This is a genomic window from Polynucleobacter necessarius, from assembly GCF_900095175.1.
Taxonomy (GTDB): Bacteria; Pseudomonadota; Gammaproteobacteria; order Burkholderiales; family Burkholderiaceae; genus Polynucleobacter; species Polynucleobacter necessarius_I.
Genome location: NZ_LT606946.1, coordinates 633342 through 659021, shown reverse-complemented (window position 1 = coordinate 659021; position 25680 = coordinate 633342). Strand labels below are relative to the sequence as shown.

Genomic DNA, 25680 nt, shown 5'->3' with positions numbered 1-25680 from the left:
CTCGTAAGTTAGGGGGTGCGCCCTAAATCTCGCGCAAACACTCCATTGCAGTTGTTGTCTGAATTTTTCTCTGAAAGCGATATCCAGCTAAGAGACAAGCAGCAACTCCAAAGATCATACCCATCGCCAAAGCCTGTGCGAATGCGTTGAACTCAATCTCCAATACAAATCGGCCAAGCGCCCATGCAGCCACTCCAGCAGCCAGTCCAGCAAGGACCCCAGACAGCACTCCAATAATCAGCAGTTCAGACAGAGCTATCTTTCTCAGTAAAGCGCGCGATGCTCCTACCGCCTTGAGTAATGCCGCACTTCTAAAGCGCTCATCTTGAGTTGCTGCAATTGCAGCTACCAGCACCAGTATCGCCGCTGCAATCGTAAAGGCGAACAATAGACCTAGCACTGAAGACAGTCGATCCAAGACGTCTTGTATTTGCTGCAAAGAGCTTGCTACATCGACGATAGTCAGATTGGGGTAGCTCTGTGCAAGCTGGTAATCAAGCCCTTCAATGGTAGGGCTTTGATAGTAAGGGGTAATCCACGATTGAGGCATGTCAGCAAGCATGGCGGGTGGCATGATGACGAAGAAATTTACCTTCATGGAACTCCAATCCAGTTTACGCAGAGAAGTGATTGGTGCAGTCACTTTTTCACCAGCAAGCTCAAAAGTCATTTGATCACCCAGCTTGAGCTTTAAAGTCTTAGCAATACCCGCCTCCAAAGAAACTTGCGGCGCAGCGTCTTCAATCCACTTTCCAGAAGTAATGCGATTACCATCCGGCAATTGCTCGGTATAAGAGAGGTTGAATTCTCGATCAACTAAGCGACGCGCATTTTCATCAACATAATCATTCGGCCCAATGGCTTTGCCATTAACCTCAATCAAGCGTGCACGGACCATTGGACTAAAACTAGGATTGGCCACTCCCGCACTCAGCAGCGACTGAGTAATGTCAGGCTTTTGATCTTTCTGAATATTAATCATGAAGCGATTGGGTGCATCCACTGGAATGTTTCCTTGCCACGTAACCAATAAATCCTGACGAAGCAAGAGAATCAGCAGCAAAGCCATCAAAGCAATACCTAGAGCAGTAATTTGCATCACCGCAAATCCTGCGCGGCGTGCTTGTGCAGTCAACGCAAAGCGGAGAGCAAAGCTCTTAGTGCTCCAACTCGAAAACCCAAGATTGAGTAGGCGTAGTGATGACCAAGAAACTATGGCAAAAGGAGTAACGGCCAAAGTAAAGCTAATCGCAACCCAAGAAGCCAGTTTTAAATCCTGCGCTGCGATAGCAATTAAAACTAAACAAGTAATCATCCCAAAGAGTGCAACCCAAAGTGCTTTGATATTGACCGAACCTAACTCCTTGCGAATCAGCCGAACTGGTGAGATCATTACCAAACTAAATAAGGGTGGGCGCCAGCAAAGCCGATTAATAAACAGGAGGAGCATAAGATGCTCCAAGTTAATGGCCAGAGGGAAATCACAGGCAAATCAGCAAAAACTAAATCACCCAAAATACGAATTAATATTTCTTGAACTCCGTAAGCAATAGCCGCACCCATCAGAGCAGCTGATAAGCACAGAGCACCTAATACCTTAATTTGATTTACCAGAATTGTCCTTTGACTTGCTCCAAGACATTTCATGACCGCACATACATCGGCCTGCTTTAAAACATAGCGGCGCGCAGATAATGCAATCGCTACTGCAGCCACCATTGCGGTTAGCAAGGCAACCAAAGATAAGAATCGCTCTGCTCGCTCTAGAGTTTTACGCATCGTTGGTTATGCGTTTTCCAAGGTCTCAATACGCATTCCCCTGAGACCTTCAGATTCAATCCATTGTGTAGCCCATTTTTCATAATCAGAGATAGCCTGATCATTTCCCGCAAGCAATAGACGGTAAGTAACGCGACTGCCCAAACCGATGAGACCCGTTGACTGCAAGTCATCTAAGGACATCATCACGCGTGGTGCAAAGTTCATAAAGCCAGCACCCCGATCGAGCTCACGCTCTAAGATGCCGCTAATTAAAAACGTTTTATCCCCCAAGAGCATCTGATCGCCCACTTTAGCCTTCAATGCGTTGAGCATGGCTGGATCCACCCAGACCGAAGCAGTTGGCGGGGTGAGATTTGTCTGGGAAGGCGAGACCTGTAAAGAGCCGCGCAAAGGATAAGTCTTAGTAACCGCCTTGAGAGAAGCAAGCCTACTCTGCGCGCCAACAGTGGCCATACTCGGAAAGACGACGATTTGAGCAGAACTCAGTTGACGATCTGTCGCCTCTCGAATAAATCGTTCGGGTAAAGGTTAGTCAGAAACAATCAGTAGATCTGCAGCAAGCAATTGGCGAGCATCAAACTGAAAAGCTCGCTGCATCCGATCCGCCAGAAAACTGACGCTGGATAATGCTGCTACAGAGAGAGTGAGTGCAACTAGTAAAGCAATCAGCTCACTAGATTGCAGGTCCCGCCGAATATCCCGCAGAAAGCTCACTAGCACTGCGATTAAATCGCCTGAATCTGGCCACCATCAACACGGATCACTGACCCAGTGATATAGGAAGCATTCTGACTTGCTAGAAACGCGGCAGTATCACCGTATTCCTGGGGATCACCATAGCGGCCTGCCGGAATCTGTTTCAAGCTGGCTTGCACAACAGAGTCATAGCTGATGTTCTCGCGTTGAGCACGCGCTTCATCTAATTGGCGCAAGCGATCCGTTACTACACGACCCGGCATGATCACATTGACAGCAACTTCAGCTGCCAGGGTTTTAGACCAGCCTAATAGCGCAGCGCGCAGGGTATTGGAGATTGCCAAGTTTTTAATTGGGGCAATCGCACCAGAAGTGGTGCTGGTAATAATGCGACCCCATTTGCGCTGACGCATCCCCGGAAGTACTCGATCAGTAATGCTGATGAGCGATAGGATCATGTCATTAAAACTCTTTTGCCATAAAGCAGGATCTTGACCAGCAGCTAGAGTTGGAGGCGGTCCACCAGTGTTGTTCACCAAGATATCAATCGGGCCAAGCTCTTTTTCTATTTTACTTACTAAGCCGTCAATAACTGAAGGGTCCGATAAATCCCAACTCAAAGCTAAGGCAGTTCCACCAGCAGCTTCAATTAACTCAACAGATTTTTTTAAACCCTCGGGATTGCGGCCGGTCACCGCTACCTTAACACCTTCACGAGCCAGAGAAACTGCCATTGCCTGACCCAAACCTCGGCTTGAGGCCAGCACCAGAGCTACTTTTCCATTTAGACCTAAATTCATATCGCCCCCATATTTTAATAATGACTCATTTTATGAATTATTGTTTTCCGAGGGACTTAGGCAAATTCGCTGCGTACTGATACAGCGCTACCTCATACTCTTTTAAGATCTGCGCCAATGCTTCCTGCTGACCCTGCACTAAAGCACTAGGAGTATTGTCCTTTAGGGGTACGCGCTTGGTATAGCGATTGGTCCCAACCACTGGATTAGACCGAGTTCCATTAGTTACTGTCAAAAAGAATTCAACAGTCACAACTGCCTCAGGGCGTACCCGGTAATCTCCATAGAATTCATCTACAGAAGCTTGTAGCGTGTAAAACGGGAAAAAGCTATTTCCCTGCCCTACCGTCATTGCAAAAATTTGAGCTTGATTCATCCACTGACGTGTGGCACTGCTAATCATTTCGTTGGGTAGCGCGGAGTAGGTATTGTAAAAATCTTTTTCATAGCGCTGATCGCCCAAGCGATAAACCAAAGATTTACCATCAAATGGTGGCGTAGTAGATACCGAGCCCATTTTGAGCCATAAATCAGAGCGAGGCGTATTCGGAGCACCTGTTCTCTCAGGACCAACCATCCAACTACTGGTAGTTATGGCAGGACGCTGTGGAAGCGAGCAGGCGGAGAGACTGGCAATTGCGATGACACAAACCAGAAACTGGAGAACAGAGGAATTTTTTAGGGTTCGAATGCTCATTTCTGAACTCCATTCATAGGAGGGGTAATTTTTGGAGGTGGCTCACCCCAAATTAAGGTTGAAGGAGACTGGCTAGCGATGCGAGAAAACTCGTTCAGGTTTTCTGTTGCCTGGCGAATATTTTCCATTGTTGCCGTAGTGTCACCCTGCACACTGCTCACCGTTTGACGTAATGACACCATAGTCGCAACCAATTGATTGATTAATACCTCGAGCTCGCCTTTATCCGTTACTTTAGCAATGCGAGCCAATAAAACATTCAGGTCTTTTACGGAGCTCACTAAACCAGAATTTTCTTTGCCATCACCTGCCATTAGTAAATTCAGATTACCCAAGAGTGCATCAAACTTCTTCTGAGTCCCATCTACATCCAATGCATTTAAAGCACCGATCAACTTCTGAATACCAGAAATGATTTCGTCAGCCTGGTTAGGCAAAGATGGCACAACCTCATACTCTGGCTTCCAGTGATAAGGAAGCGGAGGATATTGAGATGCATTGGAACTGAAGTCCAGCTCAACATAATTAACGCCTGTAATCCCCATCGATTTCACACGGGCGCGCATACCATTCTTGATTAAGCCTGCAAAATCCTGTGAATCAACTCCATCACCAAAAATTTGCATGCGCACAACGACATATTCACGGCGATCAAGCAGTGGGGTATCTCTCTCATAGGTATCACCAGTCAAGCCGATAAAGGAAACTTGGCCAACCTTTACGCCACGAAAACGCACAGCAGCACCCGTATCTAAACCGGTAACCGATTGCTTAATGTAAGTCTCAACATGGAAGGATTTCTTAAAAAACTTTCCTGAGCCAAAAATGAGAACGACGGCCAGCAGCACTCCGATCGCTGCCAGCACAAAAATACCCAGGCGAAAGTAATTGGGGTTGGTGTTATTGCTCATGCTGCGTCCTTACTCATGATGCGATTAAAGAATTGATGTACGCGAGGGTCCTTGCTAGTATCTCGCAATACTTTAGGGTCACCCTCAGCAATGATGCCTTTAGCATCCTTATCCAACATGATGACTTTATCGGCAATGGAATAAATACTTGCCAATTCATGTGAAACGATAACAAAAGTAAAGCCTAAATTTTTTGAGAGGTCGAGAATCGTGCTGTCCAAATCAGCAGAGGTAATGGGATCTAATCCGGCTGAAGGCTCATCCAGAAACAAGATCTTGGGATCTAGCGCCATCGCTCTTGCAATCGCAGCGCGCTTTTGCATGCCACCACTAATTTCACTGGGCATATAAGACTCATATGGCAACAAACCAACCAGATCCAATTTGCAGCGCGCCAATAAATCCATTTGGGGTTTAGTTAAGTGCGTGTACTCCTCCATAAAGAGCGTCACGTTATCAAGCAAATTCATGGAGCCAAATAAGGCGCCCTGTTGATACATCACCCCAAAGCTAGCCATAATCTTTTGACGATCTGCGCCTTGGGCAGTAGTAATGTTTTGCCCTTCGATCAATACATCTCCAGCGAGCGGTTGATATAGACCGAATAAATTCTTTAAGAGGCTTGATTTACCACAGCCAGAGCCACCCAGGATGACAAAAATCTCACCATTCTGAACGGAAAAGTTCAGGTTTTGCAGTAAGACCTTGGAGCCATAACCCACAGTCAAATTTTGAACGTCGATTGCGTTATCTGAAGTAGTCATCAGAAACCAGTCCTATAAGAAATATAGGCAAAGATGCCATCCACTAAAACAATCATGACAATACTGCTCACTACTGCGCGAGTAGCTGAGATGCCCACAGCAGCAGCACCGGTACCAGTTTGCATGCCACGCAAGCAACCAACTGCTGAAATCACTACACCAAATAGGGTGGCCTTCAATAAGCCAGACAAAATATCTTCAATACCAACTGCGGATAACATTCCGTTATAAAAATTAATGAATGGAATGCCGTAAATTTGTATTGTTAGCATGGAAGCGAAGATGCTCACAATATCGGCATATAAGGTCAAAATGGGCATTACCAAAATACCTGCCAGCACTCTGGGGACCACTAAAAAACGTACTGGACTTAAGCCACCAGTTACCAAAGCATCAATCTCACTGTTGACAGTCATCGTACCAATCTCGGCTGCAAAAGCAGCAGATGATCGACCTGCCAACAAGATGGCAGTAATCAAAGGACCCATCTCACGAACAATGCCAAGCGCAGCCAAGGGACCGACAAAAGAAACGGCGCCAAACTGCTCCATACCAATTGCTGCTTGGAAAGACAGAATCACGCCAATCAAAAATGACACGAGACCCACAATTGGCAAGGCAGCAATACCAGCTTCGACAGCTGCATTAACAAAATCACCCCAACGCACCTGATTGATATGGCGAATAGACCACACTAAATCCGCTGCTAAATGCCCTGTAAAGGTAATTAAGCCACGCGCATCATCTAATAGATTTTGGGTGGCCATACCAGTGCTCACCACAAAACTAGTCTTTTGCTTTGGAGTAGGCACTGGGAAGAGATTGTTGATAGGGTCAAACTCATGTAACAAAGGTTGGTACTTTGGATCCAAACCAACAATTTCAAACTCGCCGCCACCTTTTTGCTGAGCCTCTTGAATATCAATTAAGAATGCAAACGCTGAACCATCAAGTGAACTCACTTTGGAGGCATCAAAAATCAGGTGCTGACCCCCGCCACCACCCTGTTGTAACCAAGCCGCCTGTTGTTGGCTAATTTGCGTCCAGACTCCTGCTAAAGAATAGACATTGGCCACGCCACTTAAAGAAACCTGAGCGCGCGTCTGGTCTACTTGCGACCAAGTCGCTATAGGGGCCATCTCAGGGGACAAATTGGGGTCAGAAATGCTCATAACCAAACTATAAGGGAAGTCCGTGTACGTTCGATGAAACACCAGAAAAAGCAAAGGGCCCAGTTTTTCAACTAGGCCCTGTATAGGTTGGTGCGGCTGGCAGGAATTGAACCCACGACCTCTTGGTTCGTAGCCAAGTACTCTATCCAGCTGAGCTACAGCCGCAATAGCTATAATTATGCCATGGAAGAGAAGAACTACATCACACCCGCCGGTCATGAACGTATCAAAAGCGAGCTTTTACAGCTCCTGAACCTTGATCGGCCTGAGGTTGTCAAGGTTGTTCACTGGGCCGCCTCCAATGGCGATCGCTCTGAAAATGGGGACTACATTTACGGGAAAAGGCGACTTCGGGAGATAGATCGACGGATTCGCTTCCTAAACCAACGCCTGGAATTTGCCGTAGTAGTCGATAACCAGGCCCGAAAATCAGGAGATACAGATGCTGAGCAGGTATTTTTTGGGGCGACCGTGATATATGTATGCCTAGAGGGGGTTGATGCAGGCAAGGAGACGACCATCACCATTGTGGGGGTTGATGAGGTTGATTTAGAGCTCGGGCATGTCAGTTGGGTCTCCCCGATTGCTAAAGCCCTGATCAAGGCACGCGTGGGTGATTGCGTCAAAATTCAGACGCCAAGCGGCCCTAGCGAAATTGAAATCCTAGAAGTTCAGTACCAGTAGCTAGTAAATACAGGAATTAACTACCCCGTACTCGGGTTACACGCATCACATCATGATTAGTGCGCAGACTGCGCATCACCTTCGAGAGGTGCAAACGATCCGATACTTGTATTGTGAATCGAATCGTAACAGTATCTTCTTTATATCGGTCATCCATCGATACGTTCATGATGTTGGAGTCTGTAGCAGTCACACTGCTTGCTACCCTAGCCAATACACCTTTACCTTGGCGCGTATCAATTGCCAGGTCAACTTCAAACTCTCGGTTAACCTCTTTGCCCCACTCGACCTCTACCCACTTATCGCTATCCTTCGAAAGCATTTTGAGGGCTACTGGGCAATCATTCGTGTGCACCTGCAAGCCTTCACCTTTGCCGAGATAGCCAATAATGCTGTCCCCTGGAATCGGATGGCAGCAGGTTTGAAAGCTAATCGAATTACCTTCGCGACCATCTACCAAAATAGTCTGACGCTGATGATGGTGTGAGGTAACTTCTTGATGAGGAGCGACCCAATCTGCCGCGCCCAGGCGCATTTGCTCTGAACCGCCTTCATCATCAATCAAGATCTTCAATCGAATTGCTAACTCTTGAGCGGATCTGCGACCCAAGGCAATATTGACACAAGCCTCCTCGCGCGTTTTATCCCCAGTCCAATGCAATAACTTTTCCCAGATCTCTGGAGATAAAAGTCCAGCATCTACCCCTTGTTGACGTAAAGCATGAGCCAAGAGGCGCTCCCCCAACTGAAGAGATTCGGCGTAATGCTTGGTCTTTAGTGAATGCCGAATAGAGGCGCGAGCTTTACCCGTCCTGACAAATGCCAACCAGCCCGGATTCAGCTGGGAGTTGGCCGATGTCACCACCTCAACAATATCGCTGTTCTTTAACTCACTACGTAGCGGCAATTGCATGCCATTAATCTTGACAGCAACACAGGTATTACCCACATCACTATGAATCGAATAAGCAAAGTCTAAAGCAGTGGCGCCACGTGGCAAGGCTCTAATCTGACCCTTTGGTGTAAAAATATAAACTGCATCTGGGAACAAATCAATTTTGACGTGCTCTAAGAATTCTTGTGAATCCCCACTGCTGTCCTGAATATCAATCAAGGATTGCAGCCATTGATGAGCCCGGTTTTGCACCTCGCTCATATCAGGTCCGCCATCCTTATAAGCCCAGTGCGCAGCAACGCCAGCCTCAGCGACTGCATGCATATCACCAGTACGTATCTGGAACTCAACCGGCACACCCGATGGTCCTAAGAGTGTTGTGTGCAAAGATTGATAGCCGTTGAGCTTAGGAATTGCAATGTAATCCTTAAACTTGCCCGGCATTGGCTTATAGAGAGCATGCAAAATTCCGCGGGCGCGATAGCACTCATCAATCGAATGAACGGTAACCCTGAAGGCATAGACATCAAGTACTTGAGAAAAGCTCAGATGCTTGCTGCGCATTTTGCTGTAAATACTGAAGAGGGTTTTTTCTCGGCCTTGTAGATCAACTTCGAGATTCACTTTTGCAAAGGCCATGCGAGCGTTCTGCAAAATCTTTTCCACCATCTCTTTGCGATTACCTCGCGCCCGCTTCACCGCATCTTCGATCACCCTAAAACGCATAGGCATTGAGTAACGGAAACTCAGGCCCTGTAGATCGCGGTAAATAATATTGAGACCTAAGCGATGTGCAATCGGAGCATAGATCTCAATTGTTTCAGCAGCCACCCTGCGACGCTTCTCCATTGGCACAGCATCAAGAGTGCGCATATTGTGCGTGCGATCAGCCAGCTTGACCAAAATAACTCGCACATCACGAGCCATTGCCATAAACATCTTGCGAAAGCTTTCTGCTTGCGCTTCAGCATGACTCTGGAACTCCAACTTATCCAGCTTGGTCAAACCCTCTACAAGCTCAGCTACTTTGCTACCAAACTTTCCAACCAGATCCGCTTGAGTGCATCCCGTATCTTCAATCACGTCATGCAGTAACGCCGCCATGATGGAGGATGCGTCTAAATGCCAGGTGGCACACAGTTCGGCAACGGAAACAGGATGGGTAATGTAAGGCTCGCCACTATGGCGATATTGTCCAAGGTGGGCTGCATCAGCAAAATGAAATGCTTGCTTAATGAGTGCAACTTCTTCGGGCTTGAGATAGCCTAATTTAGAAATCAGCCCTTCAATAGAAACAACCTGATGCTTTAGTGGCAGTGTTGGCGCAGAAGTAGGGCCAAATAAATGTCGACTCGATTGAGCCAACAAAGTTGCGATGATCGAAGACTTATCGCTATTAGCAGTCTCTTTGGGCGAGAGCTGCCCTTTGGATTCCGATGTGATTGGGTCGCCTAAGGGGAGCTCCACAACGGAACCCCTGAATTACAAAGGTACTTTGGTCAACATGTCACGGTCAGTTACACCAGCAGCAACTTCACGTAACGCAACTACAGTTGCTTTATCTCTGGACTCAACACGTGGGGAGTGACCTTGAACTAATTGACGTGCACAATAAGTCGCGGCCAATACCAGCTCAAAACGATTTGGGATAGTTTTTAGACAATCTTCTACAGTAATACGGGCCATGCTGAACTCACTTAAATTTAGCTTCAATACCTATAGGATAACTGATTAGACCCCAAGCCGCCTTAAAAGCGCAGGGTTGCGAGCCATAATCGGCCCTGAGCGTAAGCGGCTGGCTGCGACGATATGGCGTAAATCAATTAAAGCCTGCTCAAAATCATCGTTGATGACAATGAAATCTGCTTCATGGGCATGCTGAAGCTCTAAATGCGCTGCAGCTAACCTTCTCTGAATAGTTGCCTCGTCATCCTGCCCACGTTTACGCAAGCGCTCCTCTAGAGCCTCAAATGAAGGCGGGAAGATGAAGATCCACTGTACCTCGGGAATAATCTGCCGAATTTGCTGGGCACCCTGCCAGTCGATCTCCAACATGACATCACGCCCGGTTTTCATCTGAGTTTCGATCCAAGCTTTAGAAGTGCCGTAAAAATTACCGTGCACTTCAGCATGCTCTAAGAAATTACCTTGGTCACGTTCAGCTATAAATTCATCTCTTTTAATAAAGCGATAGTCCTTGCCATCCACCTCACCCAGCCTTGGCGCACGTGTTGTAGTGGAAAGGGAGAGCTTGAGTGCCGCATCTTCTTGCAACAAAGCATTCGCCAGAGAAGATTTTCCGGCGCCCGATGGGGCAACGATCATCAACATGCTACCTTGGTAAGCGGGAGATGGGTTGGCTTTAGGTTTAGGGCTGGCCATAATAATTTGTGTAAGTGATGGTTACTCTAAATTTTGGACTTGTTCACGCATCTGCTCAATCAAGAGCTTGAGCTCTAAGGCGGCTTGAGTGCATTCTTCAGAAACAGATTTGGAGCTCAAAGTGTTGGCCTCACGGTTCAACTCTTGCATCAAGAAATCTAAACGCTTCCCTACCGGCCCTTTACCTGCCAACGCAGTATCCACCGCCTGAAGATGAGTCTTGAGTCGAGCAAACTCTTCCGCAACATCGATACGAACCGCGTAAAGCACCACCTCTTGACGAATACGCTCCATCAATTCAGTACCAGAGCCACCGTTACCTTTAGCCTGCTCTTGGGCAGCCAGTGCCTCAGCAAGACACTCTGTGAGCTTTTCTTGATACTGGGCAACATAAACCGGAACCTTGGGCTCAATCGTTTTCACGATCTCACGCATCTTGGTAGTGATGTTTGTTAATACCGTCACAAGCGCTTTGCCCTCAGCATGGCGACTATCCATGAGGGCAGCCAAAGCGGCACGACCCGCTTCTACGGTTGCTGCAATCCAACCCTCCTCTTCACCTCTTGGCTCAGAAACAATCCCTGGCCAACGCAAAATATCGGCGATACGCAATGCCTCTGCATTAGGAAAGGCGACTTGAGCATGCTCCTGAAGGGTATACAAAGCATCTAAACGATCTTTGTTTAAGGCGCCCAAGGCATGGGGGTTGGCTTTGGCCGCCCCAGCTGCACCCGAATTAACGCGCCATGCAGCCCGAAACTCGACCTTACCTCGGGATAGGCTTTGAGTCGCCATCTCTCGTAAGGCAGGCTCAGCCCCGCGACACTCGTCCGGAAGACGAAAGCCCAAATCCAGAAAGCGGCTGTTGACAGCCCGACATTCCACCTGCAGATCAGCTACTACACCAGCTCCTAGGGAGACTTGGCGTGAAGCGCTGCCATAACCAGTCATGCTCGATATCATATGGACATTGTAGATCTTTAGGACCAAACCCCATGACCAAGCCCAACATCACCCGCCCTAGTGGCCGTACCCCCACGCAATTGCGTCCAGTGAGCATCAGCCGGGCTTTTACCAAGCACGCAGAAGGCTCAGTTCTGATTGCATTTGGTGATACCAAGGTACTCTGTACTGCCAGCGTTCTGGAAAAGGTGCCTCCTCATAAAAAGGGCTCAGGTGAGGGTTGGGTGACTGCTGAATACGGCATGCTCCCCCGCTCCACTCATACCCGTAGTGATCGTGAAGCTGCACGAGGTAAGCAGTCTGGTCGCACACAAGAGATTCAGCGCTTGATTGGTCGCGCGATGCGTAGCGTCTTTGACTTAAAAGTCTTAGGCGAAAGAACTATCCATCTAGATTGCGATGTCTTGCAAGCTGACGGTGGAACCAGAACCACATCGATTACGGGCGCCTATGTTGCTGCACGTGATGCAATTAACACACTCCTGCAAAGTGGCGCACTCAAATCAGACCCCATTATTGATAGCGTTGCAGCGATTTCTGTTGGGGTCTATCAAGGCGTGCCAGTGCTTGATTTGGACTATCCAGAAGACTCTTCTTGCGATACCGATATGAATGTCGTTATGACTGGCAAAGGTGGCATGATTGAAGTGCAAGGTACAGCTGAAGGCGCAGCGTTCTCCCGCGCTGAATTAAATGCACTATTAGATCTGGCGGAGCAAGGCATCCAAGATTTAACCCAGCTTCAACATAAAGCATTTCAATAAAGAGCAAAGGTAGATTGTGCAAAAGCTTGTACTCGCCTCAAATAGCGGTGATAAGGTTCGAGAGTTTCAGGCGCTCTTGGCGCCATTCCATTTTCATGTTGTCCCTCAAGGCGAATTAGGCATTCCATCAACTGAAGAGCCTCACCACACCTTTGTTGAGAATGCTTTGGCTAAAGCACGCCATGCCAGCGCTGCTAGTGGCCTACCCGCACTTGCCGATGATTCCGGAATTTGCGCCCATGCATTAGATGGTGTGCCCGGCGTCTACTCAGCTCGTTATGCAGGTCTTGATGGGGATAGCGCCGCCAACAATCAAAAACTCATTGCAGCACTGCAAGGAAAAACCGATCGTGGAGCGCATTATGTCTGCGCGCTAGTGATGGTCAATAGCGCTAATGATCCGGAGCCACTGATTGTGCAAACCCGTTGGTATGGGCAAATTATTGATGCAGCTAAAGGAAGTCATGGATTTGGTTATGACCCTCACTTCCTTTTGCCTGAGCTCGGTATCACCGCTGCGGAACTAGGGCCTTCAGAGAAGAATCTCATTAGCCACCGCGGCCAAGCATTGCGCGAACTCATTGCAAAAATTCAAAGCCGTGCTGAATACGCTTAATCCCGTTTTGGCCACTACGCCAAAACTCACTGCCCTACCCCCGCTGTCTTTGTACATTCATTTTCCGTGGTGCGAAAAGAAGTGTCCTTATTGCGACTTCAACTCACATCAAATTAAAGATGTAAGCAATGGCGGGAAAGCTTCGCAAGGATTTGATGAAGCGCGCTATATCAATGCACTTATTACTGATCTCGAAACGGAGCTGCCTCGCATCTGGGGTCGTCAAGTCCACAGCATCTTTATTGGTGGTGGCACGCCTAGCTTGTTATCTGCTAACGGCATGAATGAGTTACTGTCAGCTATTCGGGCAAGAGTAAATTTAGAGCCCGATTGCGAAATCACGATGGAAGCTAACCCTGGCTCAGTGGAGACCGACAAGTTTGCAGGCTTTGCTAAGGCAGGCATTAATAGAGTCTCTTTGGGCATTCAGAGTTTTCAGGATGAGCAGTTAAAAGCCTTGGGACGTATTCATAATGGTGAAGAAGCCAAGCGCGCGATTGAGATTGCCTTGCAGCACTTCAAGTCGGTCAATTTAGATTTGATGTACGGCCTACCAAATCAAACCCTGGAAGCTGCTAAAGCAGATATTGAAACAGCTCTCTCATTTAAGACGCCACATCTGTCCCTCTATAACCTGACGCTTGAGCCGAATACCTACTTTGCTAATTTCCCACCCAAGCTACCTAACGAAGATGAGATTGATGCAATCTTTGAGCAGAATTTAGCCCTCCTTGAAGCAGCAGACTATAGACGCTACGAAGTCTCTGCCTATGCCAAGAAAGATCAAGAGTGCAAACACAATCTCAATTACTGGCGCTTTGGTGATTACATTGGCATTGGCGCCGGAGCCCATGGAAAGATCTCCTTCCCAGACAAAATCACCCGGCAAGTGCGAGAGCGTCACCCTGAGACCTATATGCAGGCAATGGAAAGCAAAGGGGATGCCTTGATTGAAGCGAGGGAGATCCCAAGCAAAGACCTTCCTTTTGAATTCATGCTCAATACATTGCGTCTCACTGATGGTGTTGACACCATCACCTTTAGCGAGCGTACGGGCCTGCCACTCAATGTGGTTTCAAAAGGATTGGATGAGGCTTGTAAAAAAGGTTTGTTAGATTCAAACCCCAACAAGCTGAAGGCTACCGAACAAGGTTTGCGTTACCTGAATAATTTACAAGAGATGTTTTTGTAAGCGCTAGCTACTGATACGGGAATTGAATTACTTTCCTGTCCAGACGGGTGGCTTCCCATCCAAAAATGCAGCAACCCCATTCTTAAAGTCCTTACTGCCATAGCACTCCCGAATCAAATCGCTGCAATCAGGTAGGTTATTTTTGATGAGTCTTGCAAGAGTTTGCTTAGTTGATTTCTGTGTGATGGGCGCTAACTTCATTAAACGCTCTGCCAACTGATTTACTTCATGCTCTAGTTCTTCAGCAGGATACGTAGCCAATAGATAGCCCTGCTGGAGTAATTCTGGCGCAGTCGCCAACTCGGCTAACAGCAACATGCGCTTGACGATATTGATACCAAGATGTGCAGCAAGCCAAGCGACATTGCCGGCGGATAAACAATTGCCCAGCGTCTTGGCAATGGGCACTCCAAAGCGCGCATCCGGCGTAGAGATACGAAAGTCACAGCAACTGGCGATAGCAAGCCCACCGCCTACTGCCATGCCATCGATGACTGCAATGGTGGGGATAGGCAACATGGCTAATGGAGTGAGGTAGTCATCAATTCCTTCCTCATAGCGAATACCATCCTCACCAGATGTAAAGCTGGCGAACTGGGCAATGTCACTGCCAGATACAAAAGATTTACCGCCAGCACCACGCAGAATCGCAACTCGTACGGTGGAGTTCTTGGTTAAATCTTGGCAAATAGTCTTTAAGCTTTGATACATCTGCGCAGTCATTGCATTGCGCGCAGCTACATGATCAAAGGTAATGAATGCCATACCGTTACGAAGCTCTAAATGAACTTCGGCAAGTGACGGCGTTTTGGAAGCTTCGGTATTAGCCATGAAATTGATCAATGAAGCCTATGGGCTAGGCTCACAACAAGGTCTTTCTATTTGATTTATATTGACAGCTATTATTAGCACTTCATTCTAAACATAAAAATAATTGAGACAAAATGAACGCTTCAAATAGCAAACCCCTGCCACTGGCGGGCGTTAGAGTGCTTGATGTGAGTCAAGTCATGGCGGGCCCCTATTGCTGCATGTTGCTTGCCGACCTGGGTGCAGATGTCATCAAAATTGAACCTCCAGGCACAGGTGACCAAACTCGTGGCGCCATGGGATTCAAGATGAAAGGTTCAGATAGCATGGGCTTTCTGAATATGAATCGCAACAAACGCAGCGTCACCCTTAATCTCAAAACCGATGCTGGCAAAAAAGTTTTCTTTGAATTAGTGAAGACCGCAGACATCTTGGTAGAAAACTATCGACCTGGGGTCATGAAAAAACTCGGCATCGATTACCAAACACTCAAAGATATCAACCCAGGTTTGGTCTACGCCAGTATCTCCGGCTTTGGTCAAACAGGTCCATGGGCTGACCGCCCGGGTTTTGATTTGATGGCACAAGCTATGTCCGGCGTCATGAGTGTGACAGGCTATCCAGATGGCCCTCCAGTAAAAGCAGGTGTTCCAGTAGCCGATATTGGTTGCGCCCTCTTTGCAGTCTATGGAATATTGTCAGCCTATATCGGCAAGACTAAATCGGGTGAAGGTCAATTTATTGATGCCTCCTTATTTGATTCTGCGCTGGCATTTTCCATATGGGATACAGCGCAATACTGGGGCACCGGCGTTGAGCCCTATAAGCTAGGTACCGCCAATCATATGAGTGCACCCTATCAGGCCATGAAGGCCTCAGACGGCTACTTTGTCATGGGCGCAACGAATCAAAAACTTTGGAAACTGCTCTGCGACAAAATTGAACGCCCTGAGCTATTCGAGGATCCATTGTTTAGAACGAATCCCTTACGTCTTGCCAATCGCTTAATACTGGCATCTGAATTTGAAAAGACTTTCGTTACTAAAACCAGTGAAGAATGGGTGGATCTCCTGCTAGCGGCTGGCATTCCAGCTGGGCCAATCAACACTTATCCTCAGGCATTTGATAGCGAACATGGCAAGCATCGCAAGATGCGCATGGAAATCGATCATCCAATTGAAGGCAAGGTTCCAAATATCGGCTTTGCTGTCAAGATGATGGGGACTCCACAGCAGGTATCTCGTCACCCCCCTTTACTCGGTGAGCACACTAATGAGGTGCTTCAGGAATTAGGTATTGCAGGTGGCGAACTAAAAGCATTGGAAGATGGTGGAGCATTTAATCCTTAGCCTTAGAGCAGACATCTATTGGTGAGCTGCAACTCTCCAAGATTAGCCAGTACGTAATTTTTCTTGTCGCTTATGAATTAAACGGCAGATCATTGATTAGAAATATAGGCCTCATTGCAACAGGGTATTCCAATTGATTAACAATGGAAGATCGGGCAATCAACGGGGAGCATCATGCAGCAAGAGGATATTGAAATTTGCGTCAATATTAGCGATGTTAGAAGAAATATTGACTCAATCGACAGGGAAATTGTGGCTCTTATTGCGAAACGTGGAGCCTACGTTAAACAAGCAGCGCACTTTAAGCTGACCACGTTAGATGTAGAGGCGCCCAAAAGAGTGGAGCAGGTAATAGAGAAAGTAACAACTCTGGCGCATTCAACAGGAGCAAACATCGACGTTGTACAGGCGGTATGGAGGGCTATGATCCATAGTTTTATCGAGGCCGAAAAGAAAGAGTTTTACGAAAAATCAGTAAACTAATTCAGCGAACTTCAAAGGAAAAATTCCAAATACTTTCATAGTTTGGAATTCAAAAAAATAATAAATTCATTACTCGATGATAGTAAAAATCATTCTGATGAGAGTTCTACTCCGATCAAAGCGCTTGATCTCTTTTGGACAAAAAAGATGGGCTCCTAGGGGCCCATTTTCTATTTCACAATTACCGATCTAATCACAATGCGACTTCATTAAGCGCCATCTGAATTGGCAATTGGAGGAGCCTCAAACGGGTCTTTACTTGGTTGGGTAGATGAGGCTTTTTTAGATTTTGTACCAGGCATCAACTCAAAGTCTGGAGTAAAGGTGGTCATCGTGCTTCGCAATTGATCAAATGCTTTACGGTCGCCTTCAAATTTAGCCTTTCCTTCGGCTTGGAGTTTTTCAAAAGTGGTTTGACCGCTCATCACCTTTTCTAAATCGCTACGATTCGCAGTAATAGTCAGGTTCGGATTTTTATCCTGATAGCCTTTGATATTAGTTAGCGCAGAATTACTCATCTCGATTACAAACTTTTCACCATTGTCTGGGGTGTCGAGATTAATAGTGAACTTCATGCCGGCAGCTTTTTTGCTATCCATGCTGATGGCTAAGGCATTGAGCCATAACTCAGTAGTCATTGCTCTGATCATGTCAGGGCCATTAGTCTTTGGCGATGCTCCAGAAGGCATACCGTGACGAAGTTCGTAGGCCGCGCCCAAGAAACTATTACGCACACTTGGGCTTTCTTTTTGACAACCAATTTGTTCAAAAATGTCTGCCAGCAAATCCTTGGCTGCCGTGTTGTTTGGTTCTGCATAAACCAATTTATTCACAATCTCCATTGCTTCACGGTATTTACCTTGTTTATAGAGCTGCCTACCCTTTGCCATGATCTTGCCGGAACCACCCATCATTTCGACATACAGCGGCGCAGAATCTTTTGGTGATAGGGGAATCAAAGTTGCAGGATTAGCGTCCCAGTAACCCAGGTAGCGGTTGATTACTGCGCAACTGTTGTGCTCTTCTGAACCGTGGTAGCTATGTGCTGCCCACTGAGACTTTAAGCTCTCTGGCTGCTTGTAAACGTTATGCACTTCATTGATCGTGACGCCATTGTTCGCTAAATGAAGAACTTCATTGTTCAAGTGAGCGTAACTGTCGCGCTGAGTACGCATCACTTCTTGTACGCGATCATTGCCCCAGCGTGGCCATGAATGGGAGGCGAACATAACCTGCGCCTCAGTGCCATAACGATATAAAGCATTATTAATATTCTTAGACCATGCCAAGGCATCGCGTACTAAAGCGCCACGCAAGGTATAGATGTTATGAATGGTGCCGGTGATGTTTTCAGCAGCCCAGAATGCCTTAATCTGTGGGAAGTAGGTATTCATCTCCGCCGGAGCTTCGGTACCTGGCGTATTTTGGAATTCCATCTCTACGCCATCCACTGTCATTTTTTCAAACGGCTCATTAATCAGAATGGTTGGCTCAATTAAACCGAGATTACCTGCGGCAGTGTTTTTACCGATCGATTGGTCAACGTGGCCAAATGGGCTACGTGGCAATAAAACACCGTACTGGAAATACAGGCGGCGTGTCATTGCATTACCAGCGTAGACGTTCTCTGCTACTGCGTGATCCATAAAGCCAGCTGGAGCAATAATCTTGACCTTACCGCTCTTCACATCCGCCTCTTCCACTACGCCACGCACACCACCAAAGTGATCAGCATGTGAATGGGAGTGCACCACCGCAACCACTGGGCGCTTGCCTAACTTCTCATTAACCAATTCCAAAGCTGCTCTTGCAGTCTCTTTGGAGGTCAATGGATCAAAGACAATCCAGCCGGTATTGGTTTTAACAAAGCTGATGTTGGATAAGTCAAAGCCACGAACTTGATAGATCTTTCCTGGCACAACCTCATAAAGGCCATAACCCATATTAAGAATTGCTTGACGTTGCAATGATGGATGAACGCTATCGAAATCCTTACCTTGCAATAGGAATTCATAGCTGCCCATATCCCAAGCTACGTTACCTGCATCAGCCATGATGGTTTTATAGGCAGGCGCCGCAATAAATCCCCTCTTGGACTCTTCAAAATCACGCTTATCTTCAAAAGGCAATGTTTTGCGTAAGCCGTTTTGTAGCTCTACCGTAAAAGTTGAAGGGGCCTTACCTTTAGGGTCAAAATGCTTTCCTTGCATTGCACCTGGATCAGCAACAACTCCACCTCCGCCTGCTGCAAAAACAGCGTTTCCAGAAATTAGTGCGATAGATGCAGCAATCAGGGTTAATTGGGTTTTCATGGGGGCCTTGAGTTAATGCAAATATTGGTAAAAAAGGTACTTATCGAATGTAAAGAATCGACTGTCTTTGGGCAATTAGCCCTATAGCTAGTAAGCTACTCCTGCGTGGATGGCAAAAATACAGTAAATTGAGCGCCACCGCTAGGGGCATCTTCATAGCGAATGCGGCCACCATGACGAGAAACAATGTGTTGGCAGAGCCATAAACCCAGACCCATACCTGAGCGCTTGTTGCTATTGGAGAGCAGTTCAAATAAGTGCATCCGGGCATCAATCGGAACGCCACCGCCATTGTCAGAGATAAGCAATTGAATCCCCCCAGAAACATCTCGACCCTCAATCCGGAGTATTCGAGAGAATCGAGTGGATTCACTTAGGGCCTGGATTGCGTTATTAATGAGATTCAGAAGCACTTGCTGGATCTCGCCGCGATTCACGTTAATTAGAGAATGTGAGTCAAGGTCTAGAACTACTTGAATATTCTTCGTCTGAATTTCTGGCTTGGTAATCTTGAGAATAGATTCAACTAATTCGTCAAGCTCGATCTGTTCGGCGCCAATCTTTCCATCCGAGAATATAGAGCGCAGCGATTGAATGATGCTGGAGGCGCGCTGGTTATCAGCCAGTAACGCAGCCAGAATCTCTTGGTTTTGCTCAGAAGTCAAATGACCCTCAGACAACTTCTTCTGCAGAAACTGAATATTCAGTTGCGATACCCCCAAGGGCTGGTTAAGCTCATGGGCTATAGAGGCCGACAAAGCTCCTGTTGCCGCAGTTTTATTGGCTTTCAGTAAATTCGAAATTAAATTCTCGCGCTCAGTTAATAAAGCTTTAATTTCTTTGTTCTCAGTTTGCGATTGAGCACTTGCCAGCGCAATACGCTCAGACCAATAACCACCAATGGCAATGTAAGCCAGCGTATTCATCACGATTTGCATAATTGTCAGAAGAATCAAAAATTGAGGAATCTGCTCAACCTGACGAATGGTGAAGCCAGATGCGACGACTACAGAAAGTCGCCCAATAGCAAAAAATAATTCTGCAGTAGTGGCATATTGCAAATACATTAATTGCTTCGAAGGAGTCGACTTTCTCTTTTCACGCAATTGAACAATCTGCCAAATAAAGAAAGATCCAGTAATGACACAAATGACTGCGGTTCGAATTTCGAATGTGCCATGAGTCCGCATCCACTCAAAGAATGGAATGAAAATCAAGACTGAAAATATGAAGGCGTACTCGATTCGCTTACTAATTGGCTGATTCAGCGACCTACAAAATAGCAATTGCAAAATAGCAGCCACATAGAACAAAGTATTGGCTATGGTGAAATTAAATTCCGGCTTTGAGACATCCTCAATAGTCAAAACTCCAGTACCAAAGATGGCTAAGGCCAAAATACTCACCACCAAAGATCCCATCCAATAAGCGCTTGGCCTAACAGCACTTTGAGAGCGATAGTAGTGATAGACACCCAATAACAAGCCCAACTGAATGGTGGCAAGAATATAGAAATACAGGGCTATCAGGAGCTTCATGCCATCTATCGTACAACGAGGTGAATATCCCCGATCTCAATCTTCAATCGGGGAGACTTTTACTGAGTCAGGCTGGGCAATCTGCCAGTTAAAGTTAGATAGAAGAAGTAGAGAGCGCCAAGAAAAATGAGGGCACCGATTAGATATTGTGGATAACGAATTCCTTGCTCTGGCATACCCTGCTTCTTACCTGTCACCATGGATCTGACGAGATTTTGTCTTTCGATCAAACTCATGACCACAGCTGCAATAATATGAACGATGACTAGACCCAGAACTAAGCTAGAAACTGCCTCATGCACCTCTGAAACAACATTACCTAAAAACTCTTTAACGGATAAATAACCGCTCAATCCAATGAGCAAGATGAGCAGCATCAGCGCAAACATGACGAGACCACCAGCTGGGTTATGTCCCACATCGTGATGAGGGTGGCCACGCAACATAGCCCAAAAGTGCTCAAGCACTGCCTTTGGACTTTTCAGAAATTGACTAAATCGGGCATAGCGGGTGCCAATCAGGCCCCACACCAAGCGAATGAGAACAAGTAAGCACGCAGTATACCCAAATGCATAGTGAATCATGGCCCATCGCTCACTCTCTGAGCTAAGCCAAGCACCAGCAAAACAAATCACCAGTAGCCAATGAAACACCCTTACCGGCATGTCCCATACCATAATGGCTTCTCTTACCTTGCCAGTGGCTCCAACTGCATCACGAATTGACTCATTCACCTGATGGCTCATTTCGCTGGGATCTTAATATTGTTCTCACTAAAAATGCCTTTTGCAGCATCAATATGACAAGCTCCACAATTGGCAGGACTCTTGATGCTTGCCCGCCTCCAAACATCTGCCCTCACCTCATCATGCTTACGAATAAACCATGAAGTTTTAGTAATGCGGTTTTCGGGGGCGGTCTCGCTGTACTTCTGTCGAGTAGCGGCATTCTTTACTAACCAGCTTGTAATTTCAGTCTGAGTCTTTGCATCCGCACTAGCATCGGTACCAAAGTGCTTGGATAGGCCAGACATGACATTTTTCCAGCTTTGTTCGTTTAATAATGCTGGCGGATAAGCCATGTGACAACTTGCGCACTCAGCTTCATATGAAGCTGGCGCATCTGCAGGCATTGCCATCTTGGCAGCGAATGTAGATGAAGATACCAGCAGTAAGGATGCAGCAATAAATATAGATTTTTTCATATTGATAAGACTTATTTAACAGTTAGCAACCAAGATAGAACGTCCGCTTTTTCTTGTGCAGTGCAGTCTCTACCGAGTACATCATTGCAGTTACGCTTAAACTACTTCTCAGCCTTAGCCTCATCAGTAAAGCGAGTTGGATTTGCGCTAGGGGCTAATGGCTTAATGACCTTCCCAGTAACAATGTGTTTAGTGTCGTGATTGGGGGATTTTCATGGCAAGATGCACAGCTCCATTCTTTGCCATGCTTGGCATTGAAGAACTGCTCGCCTCTGGCGGGTGATGCTTTTCCAGATTGAGCCTCATAGTTCCTCAGCAAGTCTTGCGGTGTTGCTGCACTGACTGTAAGGGCCAGACCCGAGAGGATAAATCCCGAGAATAACTTCCAAGGCATACATACATACTCCTTATAGATGGTATCTATCTAGTATGCGCTATTGATATGACAGTCCATTTTGATAAATAAGCAAAATAGTCGGGTATTAAGGGCTTATTTACTCGAACCATCTTCAAAAATGCTTCTGATGAATGGTATGAGTAATACAATCTATATAAATGCCAAACTTACTGCATTTATCAATTACTGCATTACTACCTACAGCTAATGCACCTCAATTTATTAAGGATTAATACCGTTATGAAAAAACTAGTCATTATTGTTGTACTTGCTGCTATTGCTGCAGGCGCTTACTTCATGCTCAACAAACCGAAAGCTCCGATTGCTGGCGTAGCTGCTCAAGAAACTGCCCTTATCTATGATGGCGAAGTCATCAAGATTGACGCAGCAACTCGTACAGTGACACTTAAAAACAAAGATGGTGAATCCACCATTGTTGCTGGCGCAGAAGTGAAGAACTTTGCTGAAATTAAAGTTGGTGACCGTTTTGATGTTGTCTACGAACTCGCTGTTGCGATTGAATTGGCTAAGGTCAAAAACCCAGGCACTACTAGTGAGCAAGTTACTACTAGCACTACTACTGCTCCAAAAGGCGACAAGCCAGGCATTATTACTACCAATACTGTTACTGCAACTGCTAGCATTGAGGCAATTGATACAGCTAAAAATACTGTGTCTTTAAAAGGTCCACAAGGAAATATCTTCAAAGTTAAAGTTCAGAATCCTGACTTGATGAAAAATATTGCCGTAAACGATCAAGTTAAAGTGGTTTACACAGAAGCAATTGCTGCAGTAGTTAGCGCAACAGCTGCAAAGAAGTAATGCAATAACGCTTTCTAGTTACTAGAAAGACAAAACCCCAGCAAGTGATTGCTGGGGTTTTTTATTTGGCGGAAGAGGTGACTTAGGCTCATGGTGTAAGGAAATAGACAGTCCAAGCATTAAATAAGCCGCTTTAGACGCCCTAATCAGCTGATCTAATTGAATAAATAATCATCACTTAAGTGTTGAATATCGCAAAACTGTCTAAGTCCATACAGTGCAAAACAGGATCATCCAAGTCGTTATAGGAACGAATTTTGGTAACAGATCTTGGTAACTTAAGGACTGAATATGGCAATCAAGCTTGATATAAAGACAGTAACAAATTTAAAGAGTCCCGGACGGTACACCGACGCCCTCGTAAAAGGACTGCATATCTGGGTAAAGCCAAACTTACGGAAATACTGGATCTTTCGCTTTAATCATGCCGGCAAGCAACACAACATCAGTCTTGGCGGGGCTTCCCCGCCCTAGGCATCGCGGATGCAAGACTAAAGGCTCAAAGTGAGCGTGAACGCTTAGAGTCTGGAATAAACCCTGCAGAACAGCGAAAGCTAGCGCGCATTCCTAATGCAAATGCAGTCAAATTAACCAAAATATACTTTAGAGACTTTGCTCTCAATTTTGTTGAGTCTAGACGCGCCGAGTGGACAAACCAAAAGCATGGGGATCAATGGGTTTACACGTTAGAGGAATTCGCATTTCCGGTGATAGGAGATAAAACGCTTGATGAAATAGAAACCGAGGATATCTTGGCAATCTTAGAGCCTATCTGGGTTACCAAAACTGAGACGGCAGCCAGATTACGCGGCAGATTAGAGTTAATACTTGCCGCGGCCACCACCAGAAAACTCAGATCTGGTATGAACCCCGCCCTTTGGCGCAGCCATCTAGATACCATATTGTCTGCTCCCAATAAGCTCAAGAAAGCAGGTCACCATAAGGCACTCCCCTACGAACAACTTCCAGCCTTCATAGCTCGACTAAGGCAAATTGACAAAATTGGGGCTGTAGCTCTGGAGTTCTTGATCTTGAATGCATCAAGGACTGGTGAAGCTATCGGCGGGCTGCGAGAGGAAGTTAATGGCGATGTATGGGTCATTCCAGCTACTCGCATGAAAGCCAAAAAAGAACATCGGGTCCCATTATGCGAACGATCTCTTGAGCTTCTAGATATAGCCAAAGGAATGGACATGGATAGCAAATACCTTTTCTCCCGAGATGGCAAACCCCTAACAAATATGGCTATGCCAATGATGCCAAGAAGACTGGGAATTGATGCTACTGTTCACGGTTTTCGTTCAAGCTTTAGGGACTGGGTGTCTGAGGAGACTGAGTTCTCGCCCGAAATCGCCGAAATGGCACTCGCCCACACCATCCAAAGCAAGGTCGAAAGAGCCTATAGAAGGAAAGACCTACTTGAAAGACGTAGAGTTTTGATGAATGCTTGGGAAAGTTACTGCTTAAGCAAAACGCTACAAGATAAGGAGCCAGTATGAGCCCGACAGACGATCAGCATGAGGAACAACTGCAGCTCCAAAAGCAAAAACTTCTCCAGGAGCTAGAGAGTAAACTGAAAAAAGATATCAGCTAAGAAAGGCGCACAAGACTAGAAGCTATGTGGACGGCCTTAAAAAAAGACCAGCATGAATTAGTGATGGGGTTGATTCATGAAGAATATAAGGCATATAAGGCTGGGAAAACAAATGCGAAACCCAGCGGTAAACGTCGAAGCTTTGGAGAGATCTATGCTGAAAAAGCAGGAGGTTTGATTGAAAGCCTCTATGAAATGCGAACGGATGCCAAGCGCCCCAAGGAAAAATATAAATCCAATGATGCAATCGAAGATCGAACTACTGAGCTTGCGGATAAATTTCGCCCACTAACTCCAAGCGAGCTTGTCTCACACCTAGTGGGGGCAACCGCCAAGATTGAGCTATTAAGCCAGGAAGTTGACGAATTAAGGGTCGTAAATAAATTCTTGATACATCACTTCGAAAAAGATCTTTCAACGCGCGAGGCTGCAGTGAGCAACCAAAAGGCTGGGAAAGATAAAAAGTTCTCGAATAATAACCAGTGTATGCAGGAGTGTCTAGACGAAGTTTTAAATTCTGGCTCACCGGGAAAAGAACCTTCAAAGCGCGTCTATACACGATTCTGTAGACTGGTAAAGGAAAAACACCCCAACCCCTCCCTTTAGTCAGAAAGCCCGGCTCAGCAGCGAAGATAAGAAGCAAGATCGTCAAACCCAAACAGCCAATAGAGAAGCCTTGCAGCGTAATGAATGGGCTCCAACAACATTAAGAAATTTTTTTGAAAAGACATTAAAAGTAAAGATTGCAGATCTTTCATAAATATTTTCAACACTCAAGTGTTGATCAGACACACCCCTCCTAATAGAGAAAAATTCAGTTAAGCCCAATCGAATACGGTTGGATTTAATTGAA

General features: G+C 46.3%; 28 protein-coding genes, 1 tRNA gene and 1 pseudogene. 10 read left to right on the top strand and 20 right to left on the bottom strand.

Annotated features, from left to right (window positions below; all coding sequences use genetic code 11):
• Window positions 1–22: 22 nt before the first annotated feature.
• The 10 genes from DXE44_RS10280 to DXE44_RS03355 form a co-directional block, all read right to left on the bottom strand.
• On the bottom strand, window positions 23–1450 hold the full coding sequence (locus DXE44_RS10280) for an ABC transporter permease (protein ID WP_231970563.1): 1428 nt from the start codon (window positions 1448–1450) through the stop codon (window positions 23–25).
• Entirely contained in the window at window positions 1393–1779 is a 387-nt protein-coding gene (locus DXE44_RS10275) for an FtsX-like permease family protein (RefSeq protein ID WP_197712822.1), read from the bottom strand. Before DXE44_RS10275 ends, DXE44_RS10280 begins: the two co-directional genes overlap by 58 nt.
• Window positions 1780–1785: 6 nt before the next feature.
• The gene (locus DXE44_RS10270) at window positions 1786–2235 is read right to left on the bottom strand and encodes a hypothetical protein (protein WP_197712821.1); all 450 of its coding nucleotides are present in this window, start codon (window positions 2233–2235) and stop codon (window positions 1786–1788) included.
• A 75-nt stretch (window positions 2236–2310) separates the two neighbouring features.
• Complete coding sequence (locus DXE44_RS10265; protein ID WP_197712820.1) at window positions 2311–2502, bottom strand: hypothetical protein; 192 nt, start codon at window positions 2500–2502, stop codon at window positions 2311–2313.
• 5 nt (window positions 2503–2507) lie between these two features.
• A complete protein-coding gene (locus DXE44_RS03380) occupies window positions 2508–3278 on the bottom strand; it encodes an SDR family oxidoreductase (RefSeq protein WP_114652651.1) in 771 nt (256 codons plus the stop codon).
• A gap of 37 nt (window positions 3279–3315) precedes the next feature.
• Window positions 3316–3975, bottom strand: a complete 660-nt coding sequence (locus tag DXE44_RS03375) for a PqiC family protein (RefSeq protein ID WP_114652649.1) — start codon at window positions 3973–3975, stop codon at window positions 3316–3318.
• On the bottom strand, window positions 3972–4886 hold the full coding sequence (locus tag DXE44_RS03370; RefSeq protein WP_114652647.1) for an MlaD family protein: 915 nt from the start codon (window positions 4884–4886) through the stop codon (window positions 3972–3974). The genes DXE44_RS03375 and DXE44_RS03370 overlap by 4 nt, the downstream gene beginning before the upstream one ends.
• Window positions 4883–5650, bottom strand: coding sequence for an ABC transporter ATP-binding protein (locus DXE44_RS03365; protein ID WP_114652645.1), 768 nt, complete (start codon window positions 5648–5650; stop codon window positions 4883–4885). The genes DXE44_RS03370 and DXE44_RS03365 overlap by 4 nt, the downstream gene beginning before the upstream one ends.
• Window positions 5650–6822, bottom strand: coding sequence for an MlaE family ABC transporter permease (locus tag DXE44_RS03360; protein WP_114652643.1), 1173 nt, complete (start codon window positions 6820–6822; stop codon window positions 5650–5652). Before DXE44_RS03360 ends, DXE44_RS03365 begins: the two co-directional genes overlap by 1 nt.
• Before the next feature lie 88 nt (window positions 6823–6910).
• Window positions 6911–6987 (bottom strand) — tRNA-Arg (locus DXE44_RS03355).
• 18 nt (window positions 6988–7005) lie between these two features.
• Here DXE44_RS03355 and greB point away from each other — a divergent pair.
• On the top strand, window positions 7006–7506 hold the full coding sequence (gene greB / locus DXE44_RS03350) for a transcription elongation factor GreB (RefSeq protein WP_114652641.1): 501 nt from the start codon (window positions 7006–7008) through the stop codon (window positions 7504–7506).
• 16 nt (window positions 7507–7522) lie between these two features.
• On the opposite strand, the gene DXE44_RS03345 is transcribed toward greB, so the two are convergent.
• Genes DXE44_RS03345 through DXE44_RS03330 form a run of 4 tightly spaced genes read right to left on the bottom strand, consistent with a single transcriptional unit; the run spans window position 7523 to window position 11746 of the window.
• On the bottom strand, window positions 7523–9868 hold the full coding sequence (locus tag DXE44_RS03345) for a RelA/SpoT family protein (protein WP_114652639.1): 2346 nt from the start codon (window positions 9866–9868) through the stop codon (window positions 7523–7525).
• 15 nt (window positions 9869–9883) lie between these two features.
• A complete protein-coding gene (gene rpoZ / locus DXE44_RS03340; RefSeq protein WP_114652637.1) occupies window positions 9884–10087 on the bottom strand; it encodes a DNA-directed RNA polymerase subunit omega in 204 nt (67 codons plus the stop codon).
• A 45-nt stretch (window positions 10088–10132) separates the two neighbouring features.
• A complete protein-coding gene (gene gmk, locus DXE44_RS03335) occupies window positions 10133–10783 on the bottom strand; it encodes a guanylate kinase (RefSeq protein ID WP_114652635.1) in 651 nt (216 codons plus the stop codon).
• A gap of 21 nt (window positions 10784–10804) precedes the next feature.
• Entirely contained in the window at window positions 10805–11746 is a 942-nt protein-coding gene (locus DXE44_RS03330) for a YicC/YloC family endoribonuclease (RefSeq protein ID WP_114652633.1), read from the bottom strand.
• Between the two features lie 32 nt (window positions 11747–11778).
• On the opposite strand from DXE44_RS03330, the gene rph reads away from it, so the two are divergent.
• Genes rph through hemW form a run of 3 tightly spaced genes read left to right on the top strand, consistent with a single transcriptional unit; the run spans window position 11779 to window position 14318 of the window.
• Entirely contained in the window at window positions 11779–12510 is a 732-nt protein-coding gene (gene rph, locus DXE44_RS03325) for a ribonuclease PH (protein ID WP_114652631.1), read from the top strand.
• A 16-nt stretch (window positions 12511–12526) separates the two neighbouring features.
• Window positions 12527–13126, top strand: coding sequence for an RdgB/HAM1 family non-canonical purine NTP pyrophosphatase (gene rdgB / locus DXE44_RS03320; protein WP_114652629.1), 600 nt, complete (start codon window positions 12527–12529; stop codon window positions 13124–13126).
• The gene (gene hemW, locus DXE44_RS03315) at window positions 13110–14318 is read left to right on the top strand and encodes a radical SAM family heme chaperone HemW (RefSeq protein ID WP_114654330.1); all 1209 of its coding nucleotides are present in this window, start codon (window positions 13110–13112) and stop codon (window positions 14316–14318) included. The genes rdgB and hemW overlap by 17 nt, the downstream gene beginning before the upstream one ends.
• A gap of 27 nt (window positions 14319–14345) precedes the next feature.
• Here hemW and DXE44_RS03310 read toward each other — a convergent pair whose 3' ends face one another.
• Window positions 14346–15149 carry an enoyl-CoA hydratase/isomerase family protein gene (locus DXE44_RS03310; RefSeq protein WP_114652627.1) on the bottom strand — a complete coding sequence of 268 codons (804 nt, stop codon included), beginning with the start codon at window positions 15147–15149 and terminating at the stop codon, window positions 14346–14348.
• Between the two features lie 113 nt (window positions 15150–15262).
• Here DXE44_RS03310 and DXE44_RS03305 point away from each other — a divergent pair, with 113 nt between their 5' ends.
• Both DXE44_RS03305 and DXE44_RS03300 read left to right on the top strand, forming a co-directional pair.
• On the top strand, window positions 15263–16477 hold the full coding sequence (locus DXE44_RS03305; RefSeq protein WP_114652625.1) for a CaiB/BaiF CoA transferase family protein: 1215 nt from the start codon (window positions 15263–15265) through the stop codon (window positions 16475–16477).
• Window positions 16478–16651: 174 nt separating this feature from the next.
• Window positions 16652–16960, top strand: a complete 309-nt coding sequence (locus tag DXE44_RS03300) for a chorismate mutase (RefSeq protein WP_114652623.1) — start codon at window positions 16652–16654, stop codon at window positions 16958–16960.
• 209 nt (window positions 16961–17169) lie between these two features.
• Here the strand turns inward: DXE44_RS03300 and DXE44_RS03295 are convergent, their stop codons facing one another.
• The 5 genes and pseudogenes from DXE44_RS03295 to DXE44_RS03275 form a co-directional block, all read right to left on the bottom strand.
• The gene (locus tag DXE44_RS03295; protein ID WP_174221111.1) at window positions 17170–19272 is read right to left on the bottom strand and encodes an alkyl/aryl-sulfatase; all 2103 of its coding nucleotides are present in this window, start codon (window positions 19270–19272) and stop codon (window positions 17170–17172) included.
• A gap of 95 nt (window positions 19273–19367) precedes the next feature.
• Window positions 19368–20810: a sensor histidine kinase gene (locus DXE44_RS03290; protein ID WP_114652621.1), complete on the bottom strand. Its 1443-nt coding sequence runs from the start codon at window positions 20808–20810 to the stop codon at window positions 19368–19370.
• A 59-nt stretch (window positions 20811–20869) separates the two neighbouring features.
• The gene (locus DXE44_RS03285) at window positions 20870–21556 is read right to left on the bottom strand and encodes a cytochrome b/b6 domain-containing protein (protein ID WP_197712819.1); all 687 of its coding nucleotides are present in this window, start codon (window positions 21554–21556) and stop codon (window positions 20870–20872) included.
• Window positions 21553–22014 (bottom strand): diheme cytochrome c, encoded by a 462-nt coding sequence (locus DXE44_RS03280; RefSeq protein WP_231970562.1) that lies wholly within the window; start codon window positions 22012–22014, stop codon window positions 21553–21555. Before DXE44_RS03280 ends, DXE44_RS03285 begins: the two co-directional genes overlap by 4 nt.
• An 11-nt stretch (window positions 22015–22025) precedes the next feature.
• A pseudogene (locus tag DXE44_RS03275) lies at window positions 22026–22408 on the bottom strand (DUF1924 domain-containing protein).
• Window positions 22409–22651: 243 nt separating this feature from the next.
• Here DXE44_RS03275 and DXE44_RS03270 point away from each other — a divergent pair.
• The 4 genes from DXE44_RS03270 (at window position 22652) to DXE44_RS03255 (ending at window position 25433) form a co-directional block, all read left to right on the top strand.
• Entirely contained in the window at window positions 22652–23233 is a 582-nt protein-coding gene (locus DXE44_RS03270; protein WP_114652619.1) for a hypothetical protein, read from the top strand.
• Window positions 23234–23524: 291 nt separating this feature from the next.
• Complete coding sequence (locus DXE44_RS11355; RefSeq protein WP_114652617.1) at window positions 23525–23707, top strand: Arm DNA-binding domain-containing protein; 183 nt, start codon at window positions 23525–23527, stop codon at window positions 23705–23707.
• A 2-nt stretch (window positions 23708–23709) separates the two neighbouring features.
• Entirely contained in the window at window positions 23710–24732 is a 1023-nt protein-coding gene (locus tag DXE44_RS11350) for a tyrosine-type recombinase/integrase (RefSeq protein ID WP_114652615.1), read from the top strand.
• 119 nt (window positions 24733–24851) lie between these two features.
• Window positions 24852–25433 (top strand): hypothetical protein, encoded by a 582-nt coding sequence (locus DXE44_RS03255; RefSeq protein WP_114652613.1) that lies wholly within the window; start codon window positions 24852–24854, stop codon window positions 25431–25433.
• Window positions 25434–25680: the final 247 nt, after the last annotated feature.

Coding starts and splice junctions, on each gene's coding strand:
- DXE44_RS10280 (WP_231970563.1), bottom strand. CDS start 1,450: ATGCTCCTCCTGTTTATTAATCGGCTTTGCTGGCGCCCACCCTTATTT.
- DXE44_RS10275 (WP_197712822.1), bottom strand. CDS start 1,779: ATGCGTAAAACTCTAGAGCGAGCAGAGCGATTCTTATCTTTGGTTGCC.
- DXE44_RS10270 (WP_197712821.1), bottom strand. CDS start 2,235: ATGGCCACTGTTGGCGCGCAGAGTAGGCTTGCTTCTCTCAAGGCGGTT.
- DXE44_RS03380 (WP_114652651.1), bottom strand. CDS start 3,278: ATGAATTTAGGTCTAAATGGAAAAGTAGCTCTGGTGCTGGCCTCAAGC.
- DXE44_RS03375 (WP_114652649.1), bottom strand. CDS start 3,975: ATGAGCATTCGAACCCTAAAAAATTCCTCTGTTCTCCAGTTTCTGGTT.
- DXE44_RS03370 (WP_114652647.1), bottom strand. CDS start 4,886: ATGAGCAATAACACCAACCCCAATTACTTTCGCCTGGGTATTTTTGTG.
- DXE44_RS03365 (WP_114652645.1), bottom strand. CDS start 5,650: ATGACTACTTCAGATAACGCAATCGACGTTCAAAATTTGACTGTGGGT.
- DXE44_RS03360 (WP_114652643.1), bottom strand. CDS start 6,822: ATGAGCATTTCTGACCCCAATTTGTCCCCTGAGATGGCCCCTATAGCG.
- greB (WP_114652641.1), top strand. CDS start 7,006: ATGGAAGAGAAGAACTACATCACACCCGCCGGTCATGAACGTATCAAA.
- rpoZ (WP_114652637.1), bottom strand. CDS start 10,087: ATGGCCCGTATTACTGTAGAAGATTGTCTAAAAACTATCCCAAATCGT.
- gmk (WP_114652635.1), bottom strand. CDS start 10,783: ATGGCCAGCCCTAAACCTAAAGCCAACCCATCTCCCGCTTACCAAGGT.
- DXE44_RS03330 (WP_114652633.1), bottom strand. CDS start 11,746: ATGATATCGAGCATGACTGGTTATGGCAGCGCTTCACGCCAAGTCTCC.
- rph (WP_114652631.1), top strand. CDS start 11,779: ATGACCAAGCCCAACATCACCCGCCCTAGTGGCCGTACCCCCACGCAA.
- DXE44_RS03310 (WP_114652627.1), bottom strand. CDS start 15,149: ATGGCTAATACCGAAGCTTCCAAAACGCCGTCACTTGCCGAAGTTCAT.
- DXE44_RS03305 (WP_114652625.1), top strand. CDS start 15,263: ATGAACGCTTCAAATAGCAAACCCCTGCCACTGGCGGGCGTTAGAGTG.
- DXE44_RS03300 (WP_114652623.1), top strand. CDS start 16,652: ATGCAGCAAGAGGATATTGAAATTTGCGTCAATATTAGCGATGTTAGA.
- DXE44_RS03295 (WP_174221111.1), bottom strand. CDS start 19,272: ATGAAAACCCAATTAACCCTGATTGCTGCATCTATCGCACTAATTTCT.
- DXE44_RS03290 (WP_114652621.1), bottom strand. CDS start 20,810: ATGAAGCTCCTGATAGCCCTGTATTTCTATATTCTTGCCACCATTCAG.
- DXE44_RS03285 (WP_197712819.1), bottom strand. CDS start 21,556: ATGAGCCATCAGGTGAATGAGTCAATTCGTGATGCAGTTGGAGCCACT.
- DXE44_RS03280 (WP_231970562.1), bottom strand. CDS start 22,014: ATGAAAAAATCTATATTTATTGCTGCATCCTTACTGCTGGTATCTTCA.
- DXE44_RS03270 (WP_114652619.1), top strand. CDS start 22,652: ATGAAAAAACTAGTCATTATTGTTGTACTTGCTGCTATTGCTGCAGGC.
- DXE44_RS11355 (WP_114652617.1), top strand. CDS start 23,525: ATGGCAATCAAGCTTGATATAAAGACAGTAACAAATTTAAAGAGTCCC.
- DXE44_RS03255 (WP_114652613.1), top strand. CDS start 24,852: ATGTGGACGGCCTTAAAAAAAGACCAGCATGAATTAGTGATGGGGTTG.